Genomic DNA, 23,538 nt, shown 5'->3' on the forward strand with positions numbered 1-23,538 from the left:
GAGGCCGCCCGCCGTCACGCCTCACAGCGCGTTCGTGAACTTCGCGGCGATCGGGCCGGCGACGGAGGAACCGCCCCCGCCGCCCTCCACCACCACGGCGAACGCGACGTCGCCCTTGAAGCCGACCATCCACGCGTGGCTGGGCAGCTCCTCGTCCTCGCCCTCGGCGGTGCCGAACTCGGCCGTGCCCGTCTTGCCGTAGACCTCGCCCTGGAAGGGCAGGTTCTCGGCGGTGCCCTCGGTGATGACCGCGCGCATCATGGTGCGCAGGGCCTCGGCGTTGGGGATCGGGCGCGGCTCGGCCGGGGCCTCGGCGGCCGGCTCGGTCACCAGCAGCGGGGGCCGCCAGTTGCCGTCGGCGACCGCGGCCGGGACCGTGGCCATGTGCAGCGCCGAGGTCTCGACCTGGCCCTGGCCGATGGCCTGGGCGCCCAGCATGACGGCGCCCTCGGAGAGCGGGTAGACCGGCTCGAAGGTCGGGACGCCGATGTCCATCGGGGCGTTCATCCCGAACAGCTCGGCGCTGGCCAGCAGGGCGTTGGCGTCGATGTTGTCGACGGCCGCCTGGACCAGGGCGGTGTTGCAGGAGGTCGCGAACGCCTGGGTCATCGTCTGCGCGCCGTACTCGGCGCCGCCCGCGTTCGTGAACTCCCAGCCGCCCGGGTTGTACTCCTTGGGGCACTGGAACTGGGAGTCCATGGTCAGGCCGCCGTCCAGCAGCGCGTTGTAGCTGACGACCTTGAACGTGGAGCCGGGCGGGTAGCGGCCCTCGAAGGCGCGGTTGAACCCGCCGGGGACGTTCACCGCGGCGAGGATCTCGCCCGTGGACGGCCGGATCGCCACCATGCCCGCCGGGTCGTCGGAGTCGATGATGGCGTTGGCGGCCGCGTTCTGCACCGCCATGTCGATGCTGGTGACGACGTTCTCACCGGGGGCGCCGTCCAGGCTGGCGACGGTGTTCTCCTCGGTCGCCTCCACGGCGTCGGCCTCGGTGCCGGCGTCCACCATGACGATGGTGGTGGCGGCCTGTCCGGCCAACCGCTCCTCGTAGGTGCGCTGCAGCCCGCTGGTGCCGACGGTGTCGCCGACCCGGTAGGCGGGGCCCAGCCGCTCGATGTCCTCCTCGGTGGCCTCGCCCATCCCGCCGACGATCATCTGCAGCGAGCCGGAGACGTCCGGGGTGTCCAGGCGGGTGCCGTCGGCGGCGAGGATCTGGCCCCGCTCGCCCCACACCGCGGTGCGGGCCAGGGTCTGGCCCTCGGCCAGGCCGGGGAACGCCACCTCGGGGGAGAAGTCCACCAGCCACTCGCCGTCCTGGCGGACCAGGGGGAGCTCGCCCTCCCAGCCCCAGTCGCCGGCGTTGGACAGGCCGACGGCCACCTCGTAGGAGGCGGTGCCGGTGCCGCCGTCGGCGGTGGGCTCGCCCACGGTGACGTCGACGCTCTCCACCCCGATCCCGGAGGCGATGCCGCCGAGGACCTCGGCGGCGCCACCGCCGGTGGTGACGGCGGCCAGGCGCTCGTAGTCCTGCGCCTCCCAGGCGGCCGCGTACTCCTCGACCGCCTCCTCGGGCTGCGGGAGGGTGAGCACGTACCAGGAGACTCCGCCGCCGATCAGCGCCAGCACCACGCCCGCGGCGATCAGCCCGATGACCAGGCCGCGCTTGGACTTGCGCGGCTGCCGGTCGGGCTGCTCCGGCGGTGCGGCGGCGTTGCCGTGGTAGAGGTACTCGAAGCCGTCGCCGCGGGGGGCGGACTCCGCGTCCCGCGGCTCGCCGTCCCAGTCGTCCCAGCCGTCGCGCGGCCCGCCGGGTCCCGGCGGGGGGCCGCCGCGGCCGTCGCCGGCGCCCTGCTGCGGTCCGCTCCACCGGTCCCCGTGCCCGGGCTCCGCCGTCCGCGGCCCCGTGCCGCCCGCTCCCGGGGGCTGCTCGCCCCATCCAGGCGCGTCGTCGCCGGAACCGCTCCACGCGGCAGCGGTCTGCTGGGGTCCGCTGTGGGCGTCCCAGCCGTCGTTCGACCCATGCGCGTCGCGGGGCTGCTCGTCCCATGCGGGCGCGTCGTCGCCGGGACCGTTCCACGCGGCAGCGGTCTGCTGAGGGCCACTGTTGCCGTCGCCCCAGGAGTTGCCCTGGTCGCTGTCGTCCCAGGTGTTGTCCGACCCACGCGAGTTGTCGGGGTCGCTCCACGCCGCGGCGGTCTGCTGCGGGTCGCTCTGGGCGTTCCAGTCGTCGTTCGCACCGCGTGCGTCGCGGGGCTGCTCGCCCCACCCGGGCACGTCGCCGGATCCGGTCCATGCCGCGTTGGTCTGCTGGGGGCCGCTGTTGCCGTCGCCCCAGGAGTTGCCCTGGTCGCTGTCGTCCCAGGTGTCGTTCGACCCACGTGTGTTGGCGGGCTGCTCGCCCCATCCAGGCGCATCGCCGGGGCCGCTCCACGCGGCAGCGGTCTGCTGGGGTCCGCTGTGGGCGTCCCAGCCGTCGTTCGCGCTTCGCGCCTCACCCCACCCCGCGGTGGCCTGTGGGGAGCCGCTGCTGCCGTTGTCCGACCCGCGTGTGCTGCCGGACTGTTCTCCCCATGCGGGTGCGTCGTCGCCGGGGTCGCTCCACGCGGCACCGGTCTGCTGGGGACCGCTCTGGGTGTTCCAGCCGTCGCTCGTTCCGCGAGTGTCGCCGGGGCGTTCGCCCCACCCCGCGTTGGTCTGCTGGGGACCACTGTGGGTCTCGCCCCAGGAGTCGCTCTGGTCGCCGCCGTCCCAGGAGTCATCCGTCGCGGGCGCGGCGCCGGGACGGTCGTCCCAGGCGGGACCGGTACCCCGGTGGGCCCCGGTGGGCCGTTCATCCGGTGCGGGCGCGCCCCCGGTGGCGTCCCATGCGGCGGTGGTCCGCTCCGGGCCGTCGGCGTCGCGGTCGGGTGCGGCCTCGGGCTCCTCGCTCGGGGCCTGCCAGTCCTTCCAGGTGTCCGTGGGAGGGGTCTCCTCGGGACGAGGTGGCGTCCACTCACCGGTGGGGCCCTGGGCGGCCGGGTACGGGGTGTCCCAGCTCTCGGGACGGTCGGACGGACCACCGGCGGCCGTCCCGCCCGGGGCCGGGGGCCGCTGCGGAATGCGATAGGGGTTCTCCGGGCGAACGCCTCGGGTCGGGGTGTCGCCCGACTCCTCGGGCGGCCCGGAGGAATCCGGTTGTCGGGGGGACCGTTCGTCCACGCCTGACCGTCCTTCGTCGTTTTTCGGGGAGAATACCAAGATGCCCCGCTCCCACCTCGGTGGGAGCGGGGCACGAGACTGATGGTCGGCATGGCGGTCGCCTCTCGGCGCGGGGCACAACGGGGCTCCGGACCGTACGGTCTCCCCTGGCGGGGGCCGTACGCGGTATTCCGCGAAGGCAATAGTTGAGGCCCGGGGGACACTTGCTACCACACCGACCAACAGTGACTCTAACCCATGGAACCGGGCCGTTGTTCCATGTTCCCCCGGCGAGTCGCATGCGCAATCTCACGGTGGGGAACCCTTTGCGGGTGGGAATAGGGTGCCGGCCCCGCAGAGGGGCGCGGGGCCGGCCGGGACGTTCGCGCGGGGTCAGCCCTGACGCGCGACCGTGGTCTGTTCCTCGCGGGTGAGCAGCTTGAGGCGCTTGCGGCCGCGCTCGGCCCCCAGCTCCTCTTCCCGGGCCTCGATCCGCTGCCAGCCCTCCCAGGTCGTGTACTCCACGCCGCGCTCCTCGAGCAGGGCCCGGAACGCGACCGGGTCCGGCTCGGCGGCCGGGGTGAACGACTCGCGGTCGGAGACCAGGTTGGTGACGGTCTCCAGGGCGTCGCCCTTGGTGTGGCCGATCAGGCCCACCGGTCCGCGCTTGATCCACCCGGTGGCGTAGACCCCCGGGATGTGGTTGTCGTCCAGGTCCAGGACCCGGCCCCCGCGGTTGGGGACGACGCCGTTCTCCTCGTCGAAGGGCAGGTCGGCCAGGGGCGAGCCCAGGTAGCCGATGGCCCGGTAGACGGCCTGGACCTCGTGGTCCACGAACTCGCCGGTGCCCTTGACCCCGCCGTCGCCGGTGAGCTCCATGCGCTCGGTGCGGAAACCGGTGACCCGGTCCTCGCCGAGCACCGCCACCGGCGAGTGCAGGAAGTGCAGGTGCAGGCGGACGTCCTCACCGCGCGGGTCGCGCAGCGCCCAGTTCTGGAGCACCTTGACGTTGGTCTTGGTCTGGTTGGAGTCCTCGCACGCCTGGAGGCTGCCCTCGTCCATCTCGAAGTCCTCGGGGTAGACGATGACCTCGACCCCGGGCTGCTTGTCGAGCTCGCGCAGTTCCATCGGGGTGGCCTTGCACTGGGCGATGCCGCGGCGGGCGAAGACGTGCACGTCGGTGATCTGCTTGGCGCGCAGGCCCTCGTACACGTTGTCGGTGATGTCGGTCTCGAGCAGGTCGTCGGCGTTCTTGGCGAGGATGCGGGCCACGTCGACGGCGACGTTGCCCGCGCCGATCACGGCGACGCTGGTGCCCTCGACGTGCCAGGACGGCGAGACGTCGGGGTGGGAGTCGTACCAGAAGACGAAGTCGGCGGCCCCGTGGCTGCCCGGCAGGTCGATGCCGGGGATGTCCAGGGGGCGGTCGCGGTCGCTGCCGGTGGAGAAGATGACCGCGTCGTAGTGCCTGCGCAGGTCGTCGAGCTTGAGGTCCCGCCCGTACTCGACGTTGCCGTAGAAGGTGATCTCGGGCTTGTCGAGGATCTTGTGCAGGGCTCCCTGGATCTGCTTGATCCGGGGGTGGTCCGGGGCGACGCCGTAGCGGACCAGGCCGTAGGGGGAGGGCAGCTTGTCGAGGATGTCGATGCTGACGGACGTGCCGCACGCGGACAGGGTCTCGTCCTTGGTGAGCAGGTCGGCGGCGTAGATTCCCGCCGGACCGGCACCAACGATTCCCACTCGCAGGGGTCGCGTCATCGCACAGCTCCAAGTCTTCGCGCCAGGGGTCGGACGCCATCTAAAGTAAGGCTTGCCTAATCTATCCGGTGTCGGCACCGGTAATTCCCACTGTACTGGTGGGGAATTGTGCCCCCGTTCCCGGGGTGCGGCTCCGGACCCGGGTGGCCCCTCGGCACCTCGGTGAGCCCGGCATCCCAGTTGGGGCGGGGGTCGCGGCGCGCGCGAAGGCGTCGTTCCGCACCCCTCGATCAAGGGTCAACGCTCCGTCAAGGACGAATCAGCCCCGAGTCCACTGTGGTGAAAGTCACCCGCGCGGGCCGCCCTGTCCCAGTTCGGCCTTGACCGAGGCCGCGTAGCGCGCGACCCGCTCCTGCCCGGACAGCTTGGCGATCGCCTCCATGATGGCGTCGGTGGCCTCTCTGCGGGGCTTGGCCCGGTCCGCCCGGCCCTTCCACGGGGACAGGTCCACGGGCTCCCCGAAGCGCACGCCCACCCGGTTGAACGAGGGCACCTTCCGCCCCTGCGGCAGGATCCGCTCGGTCCCGGCCAGCGCCACCGGGACCACCGGGACGCCGGTCGTCAGCGCCAGCCAGGCCAGCCCGGTCTGCCCCTTGTACAGGCGGCCGTCCGGCGAGCGGGTGCCCTCGGGGAAGATGCCGAAGACCTCGCCGCGCTCCAGCACCTCCAGGCTGTTGTCCATGGCCTCCTGGGCGCTCTGTCCCGGACGGCGGTCCACCGACAGCTGGCCGAGGCCGCGCAGCACGCGCGCGAACGTCCGGCGCGGCAGCGTGCCCTCGTCGAACAGCTCCTGCTTGGCGATGAACCGCACCGGCCGCGGGCAGGCGACGCCGATGAACAGCGGGTCGATGAGCGCCAGGTGGTTGGCGGCCAGGATCAGCCCGCCCGTGCGGGGGACGTGGTGGGCGCCCTCGGCCTTCACGGGCCACATCATGCGGGTCGCGGGCGCGACGACGGCCTTGGCCGCTCCGTACAGTGACACCATGAAGTGGACCCTTCTCCGTGCGTGATGCGGGTTCGCGGTGGCGGGGATCTCCACGGCGCCGCCGCGTTCACCGACCTTACCGGGCCCGCGGAGCGGACCGCCGGGCCGAGGCGGGGCGAACGCCTCCGGGGGGTTCCCGGCGGGCACCCGGAACAGCAAGATGGTGGCGTGGGTCACACACGCTAGGCTCATGGTCTAGACCTCTGGTGCAGCCCGGGGGTCGCGCACCGGACACGCTCGTGAAGCGAGGAAACAGCCATGTCCAAACCGGTCGACGTCAGCCACCAGATCACCGACGGGATGACCACCCGCCCCGGTCTCCCGGAACCGCACATCACCGAGGGCTCGGCCGCCCACGGCGACGGGGGCGGGGTCACGATGGCCGGTGCCACCGGCACCTACGTGGAGATGCCCGCCCACCGCTACCGCGACGGAGCGGACCTGGCCGACCTCGACCTGGACCGGGTGGCCGACCTGCCCGGTGTGGTCGTCGACGCGGCCGGCGCCCGCCAGATCGGCCCGGAGGCGTTCGCCGGCCTGGACCTGCGCGGCCGGGCCGTGCTCGTCCGCACCGGCTGGGACCGCCACTGGCGCACCGAGTCCTACGGCGACCACGACCACCCCCACCTGACCGAGGCCGCGGCCAAGACCCTGGTCGAGGCCGGGGCGGTCCTGGTCGGCATCGACTCCGTGGGCGTGGACGACACCTCCCCGGCCGCGGAGGGGGCCCGCCCGGTACGGGCGGTCCTGCTGGCCGCGGGCATTCCCGTCGTCTCCCACCTGTGCCTGCTCGGCGAGCTGCCCGCCGAGGGCTTCCGGTTCTTCGCGGTCCCCGCCAAGGTGCGCGGACTGGCGGCCTTCCCCGTCCGCGCGTTCGCCCTGGTCGACTGAGCCGGGGGACGGCCGCCCCGGGCCCGGCGGCCGCCCCGCCTCACAGGTCGGCGTCGAGGTCCCCCTGGGCCCGGCGCCGCTCCAGCTCGGCCCGCTTCTCGGCCTCCAGCCGCGCCGCCCGCTCGTCCTGGGCGACCGCGCCCGCCATGGCCGTCGACAGGGCGCGCAGCTCCATGTTGATCCGCGGATGGGCGGGCAGCCGGGGCAGCGCGCCCAACCGCGGGGTGCGCCGCTCCTCCATCGCCGAGATCAGCTCGCGGAACGCCAGGTCCACCCGCTGCAGGGTGATCGTCCCCACCGGCTCCGGGTTCTCCAGGGCCAGCGCCGACAGCGCCAGGTACCCGGTGCGCTGGGTGGCCACCACCACCGGCCACAGCGGCTGTGTGGAGGCGGCGCGCGGCACGTCGCCGATGGCGCTCTCGTAGACCCCGCGCAGGCTCACCAGCGCCGCCCGCATGTCCCGCCGCAGCTCGTAGCGGAGCCGTCCGTCGATCACGGTGTCCTGGTCCAGCACCGCCGCCATGGCGCGCCTGGCCTCCTCCAGCACACCGACGATCGACTGCGGCAGCCGTGTCGCCGACGCGCCCCGCCACAGCAGCATCGCCCCGGCCAGGCCCACCAGCGACCCCACCACGGTGTCGATGATGCGGGTCTCGGCCAGTTCGGTGATGGGGTGCGGCGCCGCCGTGTACGACAGCAGCAGCGCCATCGGGGTGAGCAGCACCGAGCCGTAGAAGAAGTTGCGGCCGATCACCAGCTGGGCGGCGCCCTGGAACAGCCCCGCCAGCACGATGACCCCGGCCAGAGGCGGGTTCGCGGCGATCAGCAGCGCCCCGATGACCACGCCGACCAGGGTGCCCAGCGACCGCTGGACCGACCGGTTGAGGGTCAGCACCACGTTGCCGCCCTGCAGCACGGCCGTGGTGGTGATGCCCACCCAGTAGGAGTTCTCCAGGCCCGAGGCCAGGGCCAGCGCGCCCGCCGCCGTCACCGTGATCCACATGCGCAGGGCGGTGGGCCGGATCAGCGAATCCTGGCTGAGGCTGGAGCGCAGCGCGCCCCACAGCGCCGGGTAGCGCTCGTCGTGCAGGTTCCGGGCGCGCTCGTCGTCGTCGAGCCCGCCCGCGTCGCGGCGCGCGGCGGTGGCGGCCCGGGCCATCAGCCCGTACAGGCGGGCCTCCAGGGAGCGCGGGCGCATGCCCCGGCGCAGCCCGTCCAGGTCGGCCGGGTCGGGCGCCTTCTCCGGGGCGGCGACCGCGGCCGCCATCCGCTCGGCGAACGCGGCGGCCTCGGGCGGCAGCGGCGTGGGCCGGGCCATGCACACCTGCGTGGTGGCCAGGTGGATGTCGGAGACCCAGCGCAGCAGGGAGCGCAGCCGGGCCGCCTCGTCGCTGGTGCGGTAGCCGCGGGTCTGCGCCAGCAGCACCAGCCGCCAGGCGTCGGCGACCGCGACCGAGGCGTCGTGCTGGGCGTGGTCGAGCTCGGGGGTGCCCACCGCCCGCAGCAGCACCGCGAGCTTGCGGTACGCCCCGGCGACCGCCTGCCGCTCGGGCTGGCGGGCGCGCACGAAGACGCCCGACATGGACACCGCCCAGCCCACCGCCGCGCCGGACGCGGCGATGGCCGCGTGCAGGGGGACGTCGGCCAGGCCGCCGGGGACGATGGTGGAGATCGCGCCGACCAGCACGAAGAACATGGGTCCTGGCTTGTCCACCCGCCAGGCCGCGCAGACCCAGGTGGCCAGGCCGGCGGTCAGCCCGATGGAGAACACCGCCGCCCACGGGGACAGGGCCGAGGCCAGCGAGCCCAGGGACACGCTGATCACGAACCCCACCCCGACCAGGGCGAGCGCGGCCGCCCGGTAGGCGTAGGGGGTCTTCTTCTCGTACAGGACCGTCATGGAGCCCATCGCCGCCAGGGTGGCGACCTGCGGACCGAACAGCCACGCGGCCAGCGCGAAGGAGATGGTCATGGCGATCGCGGCCTGCGCCGCGGTGGTCCAGGCCCAGGTACCCGATTCCAGCCCGAAGACGGCGCGCAGGTCCACCCGCGGCCGGGGGCGCTCGCCGACGGCGACGCGCCGGGGGCCCGGGTGCGAGGTGTCGCCCACGTCGAGGGGTCCGGTATCGCCCGTGGTTCCCAGATCTCGCACGTGCCCCATCCTAGACCGGGACGAATCGGTACTCATGTCCCAGGGGACGCGCCGCCCCCGCGTCCGGGTTCGGCCCCGCGCCGGTGTCGTGGGCCACCCTCCGGCCGCGGCCGGGTGTCCCGGGCGCCATCGGGCCGGTCGGCCGGTCCGCTGATCTGCCCCGATGCCGTGGGGGTGGCCGCCCGCACGGTGCGGGGTGTCTTCGGACACCCCGGCACGGCCCCACCGCCCCGGTGGACCGCCGCCGGGCTCGCGGCCCGGCGGGAGCGCCCGCCCCGGCCCTGCGCGCGTGCACGCGGACCGGCGGGAGCGCCCGCCCCGGCCCTGCGCGCGTGCACGCGGCCGGCGGGAGCGGCGGCACGGGACCGATCCCGCGCGCGGGCGCCACCCGCGGCGTCCCGGCGATGCGCCGGTGTCCGGTCACCCCTGGGAGGGGGCGGACTCCGCGGGGCGGGCCAGGGCCTCGTCGCGTTCGGCCTCGGCGCGCTGCGCCCGCTCCAGGGCGCGGTCCCGGGCCTCCTCCGCCAGGGCCAGGCGGGCGGCCGCGGCCTCGCGGGACTCGGCCAGGGTCAGCTCGGCCGCGCGCCGCTGCGCCGCCAGCTCCCCGGTCAGGCGGTCCCGCTCGGCCACCGAGCGCTCCAGCTCGGCGGTGAGCCGCTCCCGCTCGGCCACCGCCGCCGCGCGCTCGGCCTCCAGCGCCCGCTCGATCCGGCCGAGCTCCGCCTGGGAGCGCTCGCGCTCGGCGGCCAGCGCCTCCTCCGCCCGGCGGGCGCTCTCTTCGGCGCGCTCGGCCCGTTCGCGCTCGCCGCGGGCGGCGGCCAGCGCCTCCTCGCGCTTGCGGGAGTGCTCGGCGGTCTCCGCCCGCAGCCCCTCGGCCTCGGCGTGCGCGTGCTGCAGCCGCCGGGCGGCGTCGGCGCGCTCGCGCCCGGCCTCCTCGCGCTGCTCGGACAGGCGGCGTTCGGCGTCGGCCAGGCCCGCGTTGGCCTCCGCTACGGCGGCGTCGCGCTCCATCAGGGCGGTCCGCGCCTCCCGCTCGGCCTCCTCCCGCGCGCTTTGAGCCTCGTCCCGGCGGGCCAGCGCCTCCTCGGCCATCCGCTCCGCCTCGGCGGTGGCGGCGATCGCCGAGGCCGCCGCCTCCTCCGCCGCACGGCGGGCCGACTCCGCCTCGCGGCGGCGGTTCTCCGCCTCCAGCCGGGCCGCGTCGGCCTCGGCGGCGTGCCGGGCCCCCGCCAGCCGGGCCGCCTCCACCTGGGCCTCGGCCGCGGCCGGGTCGGTCATCGTCGTGAACGCCTCGGTGGCGGCCCGCAGCGTCTCGGTGAGCTGCTCGCTCTGCACGGCGAACCGGGTCAGCAGGTCGTCGGCGCGCAGCCGGGCCGCCGTCACCGGCTCGGTCGAGGCGAACCCCGGGGTGGCCGGGCCGGCCGGCTCCCGGGAGGCGCGCGCCTCGGCCTCCTGCCGCTCGGACTCCTGGGCCTGGCGCTGACGCTCCTTCCAGGCCCGCCACCGGGTGTGCTCGGGCAGGTCGCAGTACTGGGGAGGCCGCCCGGGGGAGGAGGCCCGGGGCACCGGGCGGTCGCAGCCGGGGAAGTTGCAGGTATTGGAGTCGGAGGTCGCCACGCAGGCGAGCGTAGCGTTTCCGGCCCCGCCCGCGCCGGGGTGTGTCGCGCCCGCGCCGCGGTCCCGGGCCGCTCCCGCCCTTGTCCGGGGCGGCGGGCCGACGGACAATGCCCCCATGCCGACCTCCCAGCGTGACGGCGCCGATGCGCGAAGCCTCCTCGTGCGCCTGGACCGTTTCTCCCATCTGCCCGAGGCGCGCGCCCTGCGCGACCGGGTCCGCGACCGCCTGCGGGCCCGGCCCGGCGACACCGTGGTGGACGTCGGCTGCGGCGGCGGCCGGGCCACCGCCGAACTCGCCGCCGCGGGTGTGCGGGCCGTCGGAGTGGACCTGGACCCCGCCATGCTCGACGCCGCCCGCGCGGCCCACCCCGGAACGGACTTCCGCCACGGCGACGCCTACCGGCTGCCCCTGGACGACGGGTCCGTGCACGGCTACCGCGCCGAGAAGGTCTACCACTCCCTCGACGACCCCGCCCGCGCCCTGGCCGAGGCACACCGGGTACTGGCCCCGGGCGGCCGCCTCGTCCTGCTCGGCCAGGACTGGGACGCCTACATGGTCGACTCCGACGACCCCGGCACCACCCGGCGGATCGTCGCCGCCTACGCCGACACCATGCCCGACCCCCGCGCCCCGCGCCGACAGCGGGCGCTGCTGGCGGAAGCCGGGTTCACCGACATCTCGGTCGAGGGCCGGGTCGTGGTGTTCACCGACGCGGACGTGGTGGGGATGCTCGCCGGGTTCGCCGACACCGCGGCCCGTTCCGGGGCGATCGACGGGGAGCGGGCCCGGGCGTGGACGCGGGAGCAGCGGTCCCGGGCCGGGGAGGACCGGCTCTTCGTCGCGGTCCCCTTCCTGCTGGTCGGCGCCGTGCGCCCCTGACCGGCTTCAGTGGGGCCGGACCAGCGCCCGCACCCCGACCGGTTGCAGCGCCAGCGCCGGCCGGGGCCGCACCCGCTCGGGGCGCACCGGCTCCAGCCGGACCCGGGAGCACAGCGCGGTCGCGATGACCTCCACTTCGCGCAGGGCCATGGACGCGCCCGCGCAGCCGCGCGGGCCCGCGCCGAAGGGGAAGTAGGCGTGCCGGTGCCCGGGCCGCCCGCCGTCCAGCCAGCGTTCGGGGAGGAACTCCTCCGGGTCGGGGAACCACCGCCCGTCCCGGTGCACGACCCACTGGCTCAGCCCCAGGGTGGTGCCGGCGGGGAGCGTGTACCCGCCCGCCTCCAGGGGGCGCACGGTCTCCCGGCTGATCACCCAGGCCGGCGGGTACAGGCGCATCGCCTCCTTGGCGGCGGCCGCCGCGAAACCCGGCTCGGCCATCCGCTCCGCCGCCTCCGGCCGGCCGCCCAGGGCGTGGAGGAGCCAGGTCAGCGCGTTGGCGGTGGTCTCGTACCCCGACATCAGCAGCGTGGCCAGCTCGTCGCGGACCTCGGCGAAGGGCGGGCCGTCGGCCAGCAGCCGGCCCAGGGCGTTGTCGTCCTCGCCGGCGGGGTGCTCGGCGATCAGGGCGGCGAGGGTGGTGTCGAAGTCGCGCAGGGACCGGCGCAGGTCGCGGTTGGTCCTGGTGGGCAGCCACATCGGCAGGCGCGGGGCCGAGGTCAGGCGCATGATCGCGGCCACGGCCCGGATCAGGGTCTCGCCGCGCGCGCCCAGGGGGCGCCCGGCGAGGTGCACGGCCCCCACGCCCATCGCCAGCCGGGACATCTCGTCGTGGACGTCGATCTCCAGGCCGTCGTGCCAGGTGTCCACGAGGCGTGCGACGCCCTCGCGGGCGGCGCGCTCCAGGCCGTCCAGCCGGTCGCTGCGCAGGGCCGGGCGCAGCCGGGCCCGCTTGCGCTCCCAGTCGGCCCCCTCGCTGTTCATCATGGCGAGGGGGAAGCCCATGGGGCCGCGCCGGGTGGCCGCGCCGATCTTGGCGACCAGGCCCTCGCGGTCCAGCAGGACCCGGCCGATGTCGTCGGGATGGGCGAGCAGCACGTTGGCGGGGGTGAGGGAGACGACGTCGCCGAACTCGCGGGCGGCCGAGGTCAGGAAGCCCAGGGGGTCCACCGCGTAGTCGGCGGCGTTGGAGGAGGAGCGCCCGCCCCGGGGACCCGGGGGAGCGGAGGAGAGGGGGGTGGGGGCCGCCATCGCGTCCTTTTCCGGGCGGGGCCCGCACCGCCCGGGGGCGGTACGGGCCGGGTGTGACGATCCGGGGCCTGTGCGGCCTGGCGGTGGACGCCTAGTAGTAGATGTAGGGGCGGGTCAGGCGCGCGGCGTCGATGAGGCGCAGCTTGGCGGCGATGCGGTAGGCGGCCTTCTTCACGGGGGGTCTCCTTCCACGGTGTGCTCCGGTCCCCTGTCGGTCCCGGGCGACGCGAAGAACGCTAGACGGCCGGTGACGGAGGGGGACAGTGGCGCGACGGTGAGATAACCCTGCGCGCGGGGCAACCCATTTCTGTTGCCATAACGTCACCCGCCGTCAGACCTCCGGGGAGGGGCGGACACGGCGACGCCCCCGTGCCCGGGGGCACGGGGGCGTCCGCACGGCGGAGGAGCGCGGTCAGTCGTGGGCGCCGAAGCCGTCGACGCGGCAGACCATCGTGGTCACGAAGGGGCGGAAGCCCTCCGTCTCCAGGAAGCTGATGTCCTCCGAGGCGGTGGCCAGGGCGGAGAACTCGATGTCGCGGATGCCCATGGCGGCCAGCTGGTGGCGGATCTCCTCCAGCAGCTTGGAGCCGACGCGGGTGCCCGCGTACTCCGGGTCGATGGCGAAGGTCTGCACGACCGCCACGCGCTCGCCGCGGTCCCAGGTGCCCTGCGGCCCGGGGCGCAGCGTCACCATCGCGTACCCGGCCGGGTCGTCGCCGTGCTCGGCGAGGATCGCCAGCGTCTCGGGGTCGGCCATCCACTCCAGGTACTGGGTGCGGCGCCGGCGCCAGGACTCGTCCATGCTCGTGGTGCTGATGATGTCGGACAGGTGCGGGGCGTTCCGGGCGTGCTGCTGGTGGAGGGCGCCCCACAGGTCCGCGAGTTCCTCTACCTCGTGAGCGCCCAGGTAACGGAAGCCGAGCACGCCGATGTCGGTCGGTCGAGGTTTGGTCATCAGCGAATTTTGCATGTTCTTCTCACCCGTTCCACCAGCATTGGGTGCTGATCCCTGGCGCGCACGGGGTGCGCGCTCTTGGTTGAGCTGTGCCCCTGACTGTACGTGCCGGTATCTACTGGAACGTTCATGACACGGGGAAAGAGCTGGACGACATCACTCGATGGAAAGAAGTTCGGTTTTTCTTCTCGGGATGCCCGGAGAGTGGGGTTGGACGTTGTGCAGCGAATCACTGTCGTTGGGTGAGTGAAATGTCGGAAATCACCCGGAAACCTGAGTGTGCTCGCCTACATTGGGAGCCATGATCGACGTTCGGCGATTGCAGCTCCTCCACGCCCTGGCGCACCACCACACGGTGGCGGCGACGGCCGAGGCGCTCAGTGTCACACCGTCGGCGGTCTCCCAGCAGCTCGCAGCCCTGGCCAAGGAGCCCGGGGTCCCCCTCGTCGAACGCCAGGGCCGCCGCTTCATCCTCACCGGCGCCGCCCGGGTCCTGCTCGAACGCGCCCCCGCGATCTTCGCGGAGATGGAGCGCGCCGGAGCCGACCTGGCCGCCTACGCCGAAGGGGACCGCGGCGTCGTCCGCGTGGGCTCCTTCTCCACCGGGATCAGCGACCTCATCGCCCCCGCCCTGGCACGGCTGCGGGTCAGCCACCCCGGGTGGTCCTTCGAGGTGGTCCAGGCCGAGCCCGAGCAGAGCGCCGAGATGGTGCGCTCCGGGCGCCTGGACGTGGCGCTCACCATGTCCACCGGCCACCTGCCGGCCGCCGGGGACCCCGACTTCCGCACCGACTCGGTGATGGTCGAGCTGTTCGACGCGATCCTGCCCTACCAGCACCCGCTGGCCACCCGCAACGGCCTCCACCTGTCCGAGGACCTGGCCGCGGAGGACTGGATCATGTCCGCGCCCGGCACCGCCTGGCACGAGTGCGTCACCGCCGCCACCAGCCAGGCCGGGTTCCAGCCGCGGGTGGTCCACACCGTGGACGACTTCAGCGCCGTGTTCGCGCTGGTCCAGGCGGGGCTGGGCATCGCCCTGATGCCGCGCCTGGCCTGGACGGGCATCAACACGCCGCAGATCGTCGTGCGCGGGGTGCGCGACACCGCCCGGCGCCACATCATCGCGCTGTCGCGGGCCGGGTCCACCCCCGAGCCGCTGCTCACCGCGGTGCGCGAGGCAGCCAGCAAGGTGCCGGTGCCTTCGGTCGGGCCCTTCGCCATCGCGGGCTGACCGCGGGTCCGGAGCCGGACGAGGATCCCCGGCTCAGGCCGGGGCGTCGGGAGCCTCGGGCAGCGGCGGCACGTCGTCGAGCACGTCCTCGGCGGCCTGGTGCAGGTAGCGCGCCAGCACCCGGATCGGCCGCCAGGCCCAGCCGCCCGTGCGCCCGGCCAGGTACACCTGGCGCACCCCGCCCAGCTCGCCGAGCGGGGCGTGGGCGACCCCGCGCCGGGTGGCCGCCGACAGCCGCGGGACGACCCCCACGCCCACCCCCGCGGCGACCAGCTCCTCGAACAGTTCGAGGTTGTCGATGCGGTGCGTGATCCGGGGCGTGAACCCCGCGTCGGCGCACATGCGCTGCACCAGGGCCTCCTCGTCCCCCCGGTAGGGGCTGGCGATCCAGGCCGCGTCGGCCAGGTCGCGCAGCCGCCGCCGGGTGAGGGTGCGGCTGTCCGCCCCGGCCGAGGGCTGGGACAGCAGCAGGCCCTCGGTGCCGATCGGCTGCACCGTCAGCGTCCCCGGGAAATCCCGGGGGAGCAGACTGTACTGGTACACCACGCCCAGATCCGCGCCCCCGTTCTGCAGCAGGGTGAGCGCCTGCTCCGACTCGTACTCGGTCAGGTGGATGTCGATGCCCGGGTGGTCGTGGCGCAGCCTCCGCAGCGCGGGCAGCACCACGGGGGCCGCACTGGTGTACATGACCAGGTCGACCCGGCCGATCGGCTCCCCGTCGCCGTCGAACTCCGCCCGGGCCGCCTCCACCCGGGCCAGGATGTCCACGGCGTGCTCGGCCAGCCGCCGCCCCGCCGGGGTGAGCCGCACCCGCCGCCCGTCCGCCGCCAGCAGGGGGACGCCGGCCTCCCGCTCCAGGACCGCGAGGTGTTTGGAGACCGCGGAGGTGCTCATGCCGGTGACCTCGGAGACGGCGACCATCGTGCCCAACCGCTCCAACTCGACGAGCAGGCGCAAACGGGTGAAATCCATCCACTGAAACTACATGGTCCGTCAACCAATGGTTCGTGGACAGAAACAGACGACATGCTTCACATTGGTCGGGTGATCCGCTCCTTCCTTCCCTCGCTGCGCCGTGCCCGCCTTCAGGTACCGGCGCCGGTCATGCTGCTCATCGGCATGTTCACGCTGCACACCGGCAGCGCCCTGGCCGTCACCGCGTTCGCCCAGGCGAGCCCGGCCACCATCACGTGGCTGCGGCTGACGTGGGCCGCGCTCCTCTTGACGGCCCTGGGCGGTCGCTCCCTGTGGCGGGCCGTGCGCGAGGCGACGTGGCGCCAGCGGGCCTCGGTGGTGATCCTCGGCACAGCCAGCGCGGGGATGATGATGTTCTACTCCGAGGCGACGGCGCGGATCGAGCTCGGCACGGCCACCGCCATCGAGTTCCTGGGAACGCTGGTCGTCGCCGTGGCCGCCATGCGGCGCCGCCGCGAGCTAGTGTGGATCGCCGCCGCCGTCGCGGGCGTGCTCTGCCTGACCCGGCCCTGGGAGGGCGAGCTCGACCTGCTCGGCGTGGGCTTCGCCCTGGCGGGCGCGGTGTGCGTGGTGTTCTACATCGTCCTCACCCAGAAGGTGGGCGCCGGGTTCGGCGCCGTCCACGGGCTGGCCCTGACCATGGCCGTCGGCTCCCTGGTGACCGCGCCGTTCGGCGCGCCGGGGGCGTTCGCCGAACCCGACCCGGGGCTGATCCTGTTCACGCTGCTCATCGCGCTGCTGTTCCCGATGGTGCCGTTCCTGCTGGAGATGGTCGCCCTCCAGCGGATGACCCGCACGGCGTACAGCACCTTCTCCAGCATGGAGCCCGGGGTGGCGCTGGTGATGGGCCTGGTGGTCATCGGCCAGGCGCCCGCCCCGTTGCAGATCGTCGGCATGGCGCTGGTGGTCGTGGCGGGCATCGGGGCCACCCGGGGCGAGCGGAGCGGCCGCCCGGCGGTTCCCGAGCGCGTGCGCGAGCGGCGCCGGGCCGTGCCGGGGGAGGAGCCCGGCCCGACCGTGGAGCCCGAACGGGACGTGGCCCCCGGTCCCGTCGCGCCCGCCGGCCCCGGGGAGGGGCCGGAGAACACCCCGACCGCCGCGGCCCCCGGCCGGGCCGCCTGAACCGGCCCTTCGGCGCGTACCTTTCACGAGGGCGGACGGCGCGCCGAAGGGCCACCCACCGGTAGTCCCTGCCCGGCGTCGTCTCGACTGGCCCGCACGCACGTGCGCGGGCCGGTCTCCTTTTCCCGCCGGGCGCCCGGGACCGACCGTCCCGGACGCCCGGCGGGGAGGCCGGGAGCGACTCAGCGGCGCTCGGCGGCGAAGGGGGTGACCGAGGCCAGGACGCGGTGGCCCCCGGCCGGCGCCTCGCCGAGGAAGCCGACTCCCAGGGCCGACTGCACGGGGCGGGCGTCCGGGGCCGTGCCCGGTACCGCCGCGGCGGGGTCGTAGGCGGCCATGGCGAGGAACGTGCTCACGACGTACAGGAAGGTGCGTCCCGTGTAGCGCTGCCACAGGTGGCCGTCGCGCTCGAAGGCCACGATGGCGCGGCCGCGCACCGCGCCCAGCACCAGCCCCAGCGCCGAGGCCGCGGTGGTCCACGCCAGGTTCGCGCCCGAGGCGGTGCCCCGGCCCAGCAGCGTTCGGACGCCGAGCCCGATCAGGACCAGGGGCGCCCACAGCTTCCGGGCCCGGAGCGGTTCGCCCCGGAGCCCGCGGACGATCACGGCGGCGTGTCCGCCTCGGTCGCAGGTGGCGAGCACCGGGCCGCGGGCTGGCCGGTGTCGGGCTACCGCCGCCGGTGGCCGGTCCCGGTCGGGGCGGCCCGGACCCCGCGGCGGGGTCAGTCCCCGGGGCCGCTCGACGGTGCCGGTTCCAGAGCTGTACCTGCGGCGATCTCGCGCAGCGCTGCCACGTGCCGCTCGAAGGCGGTCCGGCCCTCCTTGGTCAGTGACAGGGAGGTCCGGGTGCGCCGCCCCACGGTGAACTTCTGCACCTTCACGTAACCGGCGTTCTCCAGCACGGTGACCTGCTTGGACAGCACCGAGTCGCTGACCTCCACCGTGTCCCGCACCAGCCGGAACTCGGCGCGGTCCACGGCGGCCAGTGCGGCGACCACCGAGAAGCGCACGGGGGAGTGGATCACCTCGTCCAGGCGGTTGCGCGGGTGGTTCATCGTGGGTTCCCGCTCTGCCGCAGCGCCATGTAGGCGACCGTCAGGGGCGGAAGGCAGCTCAGCAGAGCACCCGAGACCCACCAGGCGGTCACGCCGGGGAAGAGGTTGATCCCCACCACGAGGGTGACCAGGTAGATGACGGTCCAGGCGCCCATCATGCCCAGGTGCAGCACGCCCAGGTTGCGCGGCTGCGCGGGCCGGGTCAGCGCGTAGGTGAGGAGCAGCGCCAGCACCACGGCGAAGGCGCCCATCGTCCACGGCAGCGCTTGGGGGGAGGGCAGCAGGCCCAGCGCCAGGATCAGGGCGCAGCTCATCGCCGCGTACCCCGCGCCGAAGACCGCGTACCAGCGGCCCTGCCCGCCCATGCGGGCCTTGAGGGTCTCCGCCTGCTCGAGGGCGTCCAGTGCCTCGTCCTGCCGCATATCCCACCTCCGGTGTTCGAACCTGTTTCCAGGGTCGCACTCACTTTCCACTTTGGCAAGTACTTTCCGGAGCTGTGGATGAGGAGCGAAGACCCCGACCCGACGCAGGAGCACCCGATCGGGCCACCGCCCGGACCCGAGGCGCCCCCGGTTGGCCGAAGCCCCCGAAGGGCCGGGGCACCGCCCCCGGCGCGCTCCTGTGAGCCCGACGGGGTGGCCGCCCCCGCCCCGCCTGACCTTGAGGCCTTGAGGCGCGGCCTCGCGCCGCGCTCTTCCCCCGGTCGGGGTCACCGGGTCGCCGTCCCAGTGGCACCGCTCCGCCGGGCCCGAGGGGCCCGGCCCCGCCCGGCCCGGCATTGTGCATTCGGCCGGGCCGCCGCTTACTCGGCCCGGAGGTGTGCCGGTTCGACGGAGGTCCGAGGGGCCGGGGCGCCGTTCCGGGGCGCTCGGCGAGGCCCGGGGCGCCCCCGGCCCCGCCGCCCTACCGGCCGGGGCCGCGGGCGCGGCCTCAGCCCTCCGGGGTCTCCCGGTAGAGCACCAGGTGCTCGTGGTACAGCACCCCGTCGCGCACGTCCCCCGTGGCGGTGAACCCCGTGTCGTCCACGTAGTCGATGTGGTCCCCCGTCACCGTGTAGCGCCCGGTGTAGGCGCTGCGGCGGTTCCCGCGCGCCTCGTCGTAGCGCCCGTCCGGCAGCAGCTCCTGCCGGATGAAGCCGTCGGCGGTCACCCACATGCCCACGAACGGGTGCGGCGCGGTGGTCTCCTCGGCCATGGCGGCCCTCCTTCTTCTTCCTCGTGTCGGCGTACTTCCACGACGGCGGGGCGTCTCGGCGGACGGCGCGGGCCGGGACCCGGTCCGGGACCCGCGTACGCGCCCGCACGACCCGTCGGTGTCCCCCTCCACGAGCACGTCGGCGCAGGCCAGGACGCCGGCGCCCGGGTCACCGGACCGGTGCCGGACCTCCTCCGGCGCGGCCTCGGCCGGCCGGGCGGCGGGTCCGGAACGCATGGCGTGCCCCTCGGCCCGTGCGGTGGACGACACCGTCGATCCTCGTGCCGCCCGAGCCGCGGTTCCAGGCCGCCGTGCACCCTGGTGTCCCACTCCCGGGAACCGCGCGGCACTTCTCCCCGAGCCCGGGACGGGGGCGCATCAGGTCCGCCCGGTGCGCGTCCCCGCGCCCGCCTCCGGACCGTTCTCCGGGTACAGGGTGTGCAGGGAGCCGAGCAGGGCGAGCGCCTCCTCGGACGGGCTGCCCGGTTCGGCCTGGTAGACGACCAGCTGCTGCCCGTGCCCGTCGGCGTTGTTGACCGTGAAGCTCTCGTAGTGCAGGTCCAGCGGCCCCACCGCGCTGTGGTGGAGCCGCTTGGCGCCCCCGCTCTTGCCCCGGACGTCGTGGCGGGCCCACAGCGTCCGGAAGTCCGTGCTCTTGAGGGAGAGCTCCCCGACGAGCGCGTTGAGCCGGGGGTCGTCCGCGCGCGCCCCCGCCGCCTTGTGCAGTTCCGCCACGACCGCCGCGGCGGACCGGTCCCAGTCGCGGTGGAACCCGCGGGCCGCCGGGTCCAGGAAGGTCATGCGCGCCAGGTTGTCCGTGACCGTGAAGTCCGCGTGCAGGGCCGCGGCCAGGCGGTTGCGGGCCACCATGTCCAGCGTCCCGCCCAGGACGAAGGCCGGGGTGTCGCTCCAGCGGTCCAGGAGCCGGAGCAGGTGCGGGTTCACCCGCTCCGGGCGGGCCGCGCCCCGGTTCCGCCGACCGCCGGCCAGTGCCAGCCGGTGCAGGTGGTCGGCCGCCTCCCCGTCCAGCAGCAGCGCCCGGGCCAGGGCGTCCAGTACCTGGGGCGAGGGGTTGCGCTCCCGCCCCTGTTCGAGCCGCATGTAGTAGTCGGTGCTGACCCCCGCCAGGATCGCGACCTCCTCCCGGCGCAGCCCCGGCACCCGGCGGCGCCCGGAGCCCGGCAGCCCGACGTCCTCGGGCCGGACCCGGTCCCGCCGCGCCCGCAGGAAGCCTTCCAGGGTGGCCCGGGGTTCCGCGCCGGTCGTTTCGTGGGTGCCCATGGACCCAGGCTAGGTCGGACCCCGGCCGTGCGGGCGGGCCGAGGGTGGGTGCGTTCCACCCACCCTCGCGACGGCCTCCCAGGGCCGCCAGCGCCCCCGGCGCGCTGCCGTGATCCGTGACACACAAGGCGTGCCCGACGGGGCCCGCGGCGCCCCCGGGAGGGGGCGCCGTCCCCCCGCGTCCCCACGAGCTGGGAAGACCACCGCGCGGCGTCGGCCGGGGCCTTCGGCCCGCTCGGGGCGGAGGGGACGGACGGCCCCGCCACATGCACTAATCTGGCGCGACGATGCCCGCGAAAACTGATCTCGAACTCCTGCGCGCCCACGAACCCGTGCTCATGTGCACCGAGGGAGAACTCTTCTTCCCCACCGATGTGGACGCCTACGTACGCAACTGCAGTCTGTGGATCGAGGAGCCCGGGGGCCGCGAGCGCGTCATCGTCCCCGTCGGAGAGCTCGACCTCGACCGCCTGGCCACCGCCGAGGAGGAGTGGCCCGGGCGCCACAAGCACCTGCGCTTCGTCCAGGAGGAGACCCTGCGCGAGGAGGCCCGCCGCTTCCGGGGCAGCTCGCGCACGGTCATCCCCAAGAGCGGCCGCCTGGCCGCCGTCGGCGTCCTGGGCCGCATCCTCGACATCCTGATGAAGCTCTCCCTGCTGATCCGCGGCGCGGTCCCGGGCGGTCTCACCTTCGCGGCGGTGACCCGCTACCGGGAACGGGTGGACGACGGCAACGCCACCTACTACGGCCGGGTCACCCGCGAGGGCGGCTACATCATCCTCCAGTACTGGTTCTTCTACGCGATGAACGACTGGCGGACCATCTACGGCGGCGTCAACGACCACGAGGCCGACTGGGAGCGCGTGACCGTCTACGTCGTGGAGAACCCCGACGGCACCACCCGCCCGATCTGGGTCGGCGCCTCCTCGCACGAGTACCACGGCGACGACCTGCGCCGCAGCTGGGACGACCCGGACCTGCACCGCGACGGCGACCACCCCGTCATCTACGTCGGCGCGGGCTCGCACTCCCACCAGATGCTCCCGGGCGACTACCTCATCCAGGTCGACCCCTCCGTCCTGCGCGGCCTGCTCAACGCCTGGAAGTGGATCACCCACCGCATCTTCCGGGCCGATAGCGCCATCAACCGCCACGGCATCGGCGTCCCCTTCGTCGACTACGCCCGCGGCGACGGCGAACGCCTGGGCCCGGGCGGCGACCGGCAGTGGAACGCCGTCGTCATCGACGACGACACCCCCTGGCTCAAGGGGTTCCGCGGCCTGTGGGGCCGCGACACCCGCGACTTCTTCGACGGTGAGCGCGCCCCCAGCGGCCCCCGCTACGAACGCGACGGCACCATCCGCCGCTCCTGGGCCGACCCGCTGGCCTGGGTGGGCCTGCAGAAGGTCGCCCCGACCGAGGCCGCCGCCCGCGCCGAGCTGCGCTCGCACGTCCTCTCCCTGGAGGAGCGCATCCGCGAGTTCGACGCCGACATCGTCAAGCGCCGCGACCGCCTGCGCCAGCTCGACTCCGCGCGCATGGTCCTGGCCCGCGAGGCCAACACCCGGCCCCGCGCCCGCGCCTACGCCGAGGAGATCGCCGCGCTGGAGAAGGAGCTGGCGGGCGTCTACGAGAAGCGCGTCCTCACCGCCGACGAGCGCGACAGCCACCTGCGCGCCCTGGCCTCCGAGACGCCCCTGGTGCCGCGGCCGACCGAGCACCTCAAGGCCCCGCACCTGCCCTACTCCTCGGGGCAGCAGCGCACCACCCGCTTCCTGCACCTGTGGGTGGCCCTGAGCACCCCGCTGCTGCTGATCGCGCTCGCGCTGCCGCTGTTCCTCCTGGAGGGGCAGTTCACCTTCTACGCGATGATCGGCGTGGTCGTCGCCTTCGCCGCGGTCGACTCGATCGCCCGCCGCAAGTTCCTCCAGTACCTCACCGGACTGGCGGTCCTGGCGGTGGTGGTCGGCCTGGTGGTGGGCGTCATCGCGGCGTTCGTCGTCAACTGGCGCATCGCCATCACGGTCCCGGTGGTGCTCATCGTGGTGCTGCTGCTCGTGGTCAACATCCGCGACCTGATGCGCCGCTGACCCCGGCCCCGGGTCCCCGGACGCGCCCCCGCCCCCGCGGCGGGGGCGCGTCCGTCGTTCCCGGCGGGCACGATGGGGGCATGAGCGACACCCTGTTCACCGGGCCCCCGGCGGAGATCGCCCCGGGGGCCGTCCACCTGCCGGGGTGGCTGCCGCCGGAGCGGCAGGCCGCCCTGGTCGAACGCTGCCGGGAGTGGGCGGCCGGGCCCGCCGGGATGCTCCGCCACACCATGCCGCGCGGCGGCCGCATGTCGGTGGCCATGACCTCACTGGGCTGGTTCTGGAGGCCCTACACCTACGAGCGCACCCTGCCCGACGGCACCCCGGTGCGGCCCTTCCCCGCGGAACTGGGCGCGCTGGCGGCCCGCGCGGTGGAGGCCGCCTACGGCGCCCCGCCCGCGCCCGGGACCCCGCCCTACGACGTCGCCCTGGTCAACTTCTACGACGCCGACGCGCGCATGGGCATGCACCAGGACCGCGACGAGGCGGCCCTGGAGCCGGTGGTCTCCCTCAGCCTGGGCGACACCTGCGTCTTCCGGTTCGGCAACACCGAGACCCGCACCCGCCCCTGCACCGACGTGGAACTGCACAGCGGCGACCTGTTCGTGTTCGGCGGGCCCTCCCGCCTGGCCTACCACGGGGTGCCCCGCACCCGGCCCGGCACCGCCCCGCCCTCCCTGGGCCTGACGGGACGCCTCAACATCACCCTGCGCGCCTCCGGCCTGCCGGCCGACTCCGCCCCCTGAGCCCCTGCGGACCCGCGCCGCCCCGGGCGTGTCGGGGCGCTCCGCGGCCCGCGGGCGGCCAGGATCGTGCACGGCGGCGCCACCGACGACGAGAGGACACCCGCGTGAACACGGGCGGACCCGGATCCCACGACCCCGAACCCCGTGCGTACCCGGGCGGCGGGCTCCCCTCGCCCGAACGC

The 23,538-nt window shown here is 74.7% G+C and carries 20 protein-coding genes; 6 read left to right on the forward strand and 14 right to left on the reverse strand.

Annotated features, from left to right (window positions below):
* Positions 1-21: 21 nt before the first annotated feature.
* The 3 genes from ABZ249_RS29045 to ABZ249_RS29055 all read right to left on the reverse strand — a co-directional run bounded on the left by ABZ249_RS29045 (position 22) and on the right by ABZ249_RS29055 (position 5,917).
* Positions 22-3,198 carry a penicillin-binding transpeptidase domain-containing protein gene (locus ABZ249_RS29045; protein ID WP_355269165.1) on the reverse strand — a complete coding sequence of 1,059 codons (3,177 nt, stop codon included), beginning with the start codon at positions 3,196-3,198 and terminating at the stop codon, positions 22-24.
* Between the two features lie 372 nt (positions 3,199-3,570).
* Positions 3,571-4,917 (reverse strand): FAD-dependent oxidoreductase, encoded by a 1,347-nt coding sequence (locus tag ABZ249_RS29050; protein WP_355269202.1) that lies wholly within the window; start codon positions 4,915-4,917, stop codon positions 3,571-3,573.
* Positions 4,918-5,221: 304 nt separating this feature from the next.
* Positions 5,222-5,917, reverse strand: a complete 696-nt coding sequence (locus ABZ249_RS29055) for a lysophospholipid acyltransferase family protein (RefSeq protein WP_355269204.1) — start codon at positions 5,915-5,917, stop codon at positions 5,222-5,224.
* A gap of 261 nt (positions 5,918-6,178) precedes the next feature.
* On the opposite strand from ABZ249_RS29055, the gene ABZ249_RS29060 reads away from it, so the two are divergent.
* Positions 6,179-6,811 (forward strand): cyclase family protein, encoded by a 633-nt coding sequence (locus ABZ249_RS29060; protein ID WP_220560470.1) that lies wholly within the window; start codon positions 6,179-6,181, stop codon positions 6,809-6,811.
* A 40-nt stretch (positions 6,812-6,851) separates the two neighbouring features.
* Here the strand turns inward: ABZ249_RS29060 and ABZ249_RS29065 are convergent, their stop codons facing one another.
* Positions 6,852-8,972, reverse strand: coding sequence for an FUSC family protein (locus tag ABZ249_RS29065; RefSeq protein ID WP_355269167.1), 2,121 nt, complete (start codon positions 8,970-8,972; stop codon positions 6,852-6,854).
* A 411-nt stretch (positions 8,973-9,383) separates the two neighbouring features.
* Positions 9,384-10,580 carry a hypothetical protein gene (locus ABZ249_RS29070; RefSeq protein WP_355269169.1) on the reverse strand — a complete coding sequence of 399 codons (1,197 nt, stop codon included), beginning with the start codon at positions 10,578-10,580 and terminating at the stop codon, positions 9,384-9,386.
* A gap of 115 nt (positions 10,581-10,695) precedes the next feature.
* Between ABZ249_RS29070 and ABZ249_RS29075 the strand changes: the two genes are divergently transcribed.
* Positions 10,696-11,460: a methyltransferase domain-containing protein gene (locus ABZ249_RS29075; RefSeq protein ID WP_355269171.1), complete on the forward strand. Its 765-nt coding sequence runs from the start codon at positions 10,696-10,698 to the stop codon at positions 11,458-11,460.
* A gap of 6 nt (positions 11,461-11,466) precedes the next feature.
* Here the strand turns inward: ABZ249_RS29075 and ABZ249_RS29080 are convergent, their stop codons facing one another.
* The 3 genes from ABZ249_RS29080 to ABZ249_RS29090 all read right to left on the reverse strand — a co-directional run bounded on the left by ABZ249_RS29080 (position 11,467) and on the right by ABZ249_RS29090 (position 13,663).
* Positions 11,467-12,708 (reverse strand): cytochrome P450, encoded by a 1,242-nt coding sequence (locus tag ABZ249_RS29080; RefSeq protein ID WP_355269173.1) that lies wholly within the window; start codon positions 12,706-12,708, stop codon positions 11,467-11,469.
* Between the two features lie 91 nt (positions 12,709-12,799).
* Entirely contained in the window at positions 12,800-13,033 is a 234-nt protein-coding gene (locus tag ABZ249_RS29085; protein WP_220560476.1) for a cittilin family RiPP precursor, read from the reverse strand.
* Positions 13,034-13,120: 87 nt separating this feature from the next.
* Complete coding sequence (locus tag ABZ249_RS29090; RefSeq protein WP_220560477.1) at positions 13,121-13,663, reverse strand: GNAT family N-acetyltransferase; 543 nt, start codon at positions 13,661-13,663, stop codon at positions 13,121-13,123.
* Positions 13,664-13,964: 301 nt separating this feature from the next.
* On the opposite strand from ABZ249_RS29090, the gene ABZ249_RS29095 reads away from it, so the two are divergent.
* Positions 13,965-14,894, forward strand: coding sequence for a LysR family transcriptional regulator (locus ABZ249_RS29095; protein ID WP_220560478.1), 930 nt, complete (start codon positions 13,965-13,967; stop codon positions 14,892-14,894).
* Positions 14,895-14,927: 33 nt separating this feature from the next.
* Here the strand turns inward: ABZ249_RS29095 and ABZ249_RS29100 are convergent, their stop codons facing one another.
* Positions 14,928-15,866, reverse strand: a complete 939-nt coding sequence (locus tag ABZ249_RS29100; RefSeq protein WP_220560479.1) for a LysR family transcriptional regulator — start codon at positions 15,864-15,866, stop codon at positions 14,928-14,930.
* A gap of 72 nt (positions 15,867-15,938) precedes the next feature.
* On the opposite strand from ABZ249_RS29100, the gene ABZ249_RS29105 reads away from it, so the two are divergent.
* Complete coding sequence (locus tag ABZ249_RS29105; protein WP_355269206.1) at positions 15,939-16,991, forward strand: EamA family transporter; 1,053 nt, start codon at positions 15,939-15,941, stop codon at positions 16,989-16,991.
* A 182-nt stretch (positions 16,992-17,173) separates the two neighbouring features.
* Here the strand turns inward: ABZ249_RS29105 and ABZ249_RS29110 are convergent, their stop codons facing one another.
* The 5 genes from ABZ249_RS29110 to ABZ249_RS29130 all read right to left on the reverse strand — a co-directional run bounded on the left by ABZ249_RS29110 (position 17,174) and on the right by ABZ249_RS29130 (position 20,520).
* Complete coding sequence (locus tag ABZ249_RS29110; RefSeq protein WP_355269176.1) at positions 17,174-17,596, reverse strand: hypothetical protein; 423 nt, start codon at positions 17,594-17,596, stop codon at positions 17,174-17,176.
* A gap of 116 nt (positions 17,597-17,712) precedes the next feature.
* Positions 17,713-18,045, reverse strand: coding sequence for a transcriptional regulator (locus ABZ249_RS29115; protein WP_355269178.1), 333 nt, complete (start codon positions 18,043-18,045; stop codon positions 17,713-17,715).
* Positions 18,042-18,467, reverse strand: coding sequence for a hypothetical protein (locus ABZ249_RS29120; protein ID WP_355269180.1), 426 nt, complete (start codon positions 18,465-18,467; stop codon positions 18,042-18,044). The genes ABZ249_RS29115 and ABZ249_RS29120 overlap by 4 nt, the downstream gene beginning before the upstream one ends.
* A 508-nt stretch (positions 18,468-18,975) precedes the next feature.
* On the reverse strand, positions 18,976-19,239 hold the full coding sequence (locus ABZ249_RS29125) for an Atu4866 domain-containing protein (protein ID WP_355269182.1): 264 nt from the start codon (positions 19,237-19,239) through the stop codon (positions 18,976-18,978).
* Positions 19,240-19,617: 378 nt separating this feature from the next.
* The gene (locus ABZ249_RS29130) at positions 19,618-20,520 is read right to left on the reverse strand and encodes a helix-turn-helix transcriptional regulator (protein WP_355269184.1); all 903 of its coding nucleotides are present in this window, start codon (positions 20,518-20,520) and stop codon (positions 19,618-19,620) included.
* 287 nt (positions 20,521-20,807) lie between these two features.
* Between ABZ249_RS29130 and ABZ249_RS29135 the strand changes: the two genes are divergently transcribed.
* Entirely contained in the window at positions 20,808-22,610 is a 1,803-nt protein-coding gene (locus ABZ249_RS29135) for a hypothetical protein (protein WP_355269186.1), read from the forward strand.
* Between the two features lie 80 nt (positions 22,611-22,690).
* Positions 22,691-23,356: an alpha-ketoglutarate-dependent dioxygenase AlkB gene (locus tag ABZ249_RS29140; protein WP_355269188.1), complete on the forward strand. Its 666-nt coding sequence runs from the start codon at positions 22,691-22,693 to the stop codon at positions 23,354-23,356.
* Positions 23,357-23,538: the final 182 nt, after the last annotated feature.

The organism is Nocardiopsis sp. NPDC006139 (assembly GCF_040614155.1).
Lineage (GTDB): Bacteria > Actinomycetota > Actinomycetes > Streptosporangiales > Streptosporangiaceae > Nocardiopsis > Nocardiopsis changdeensis.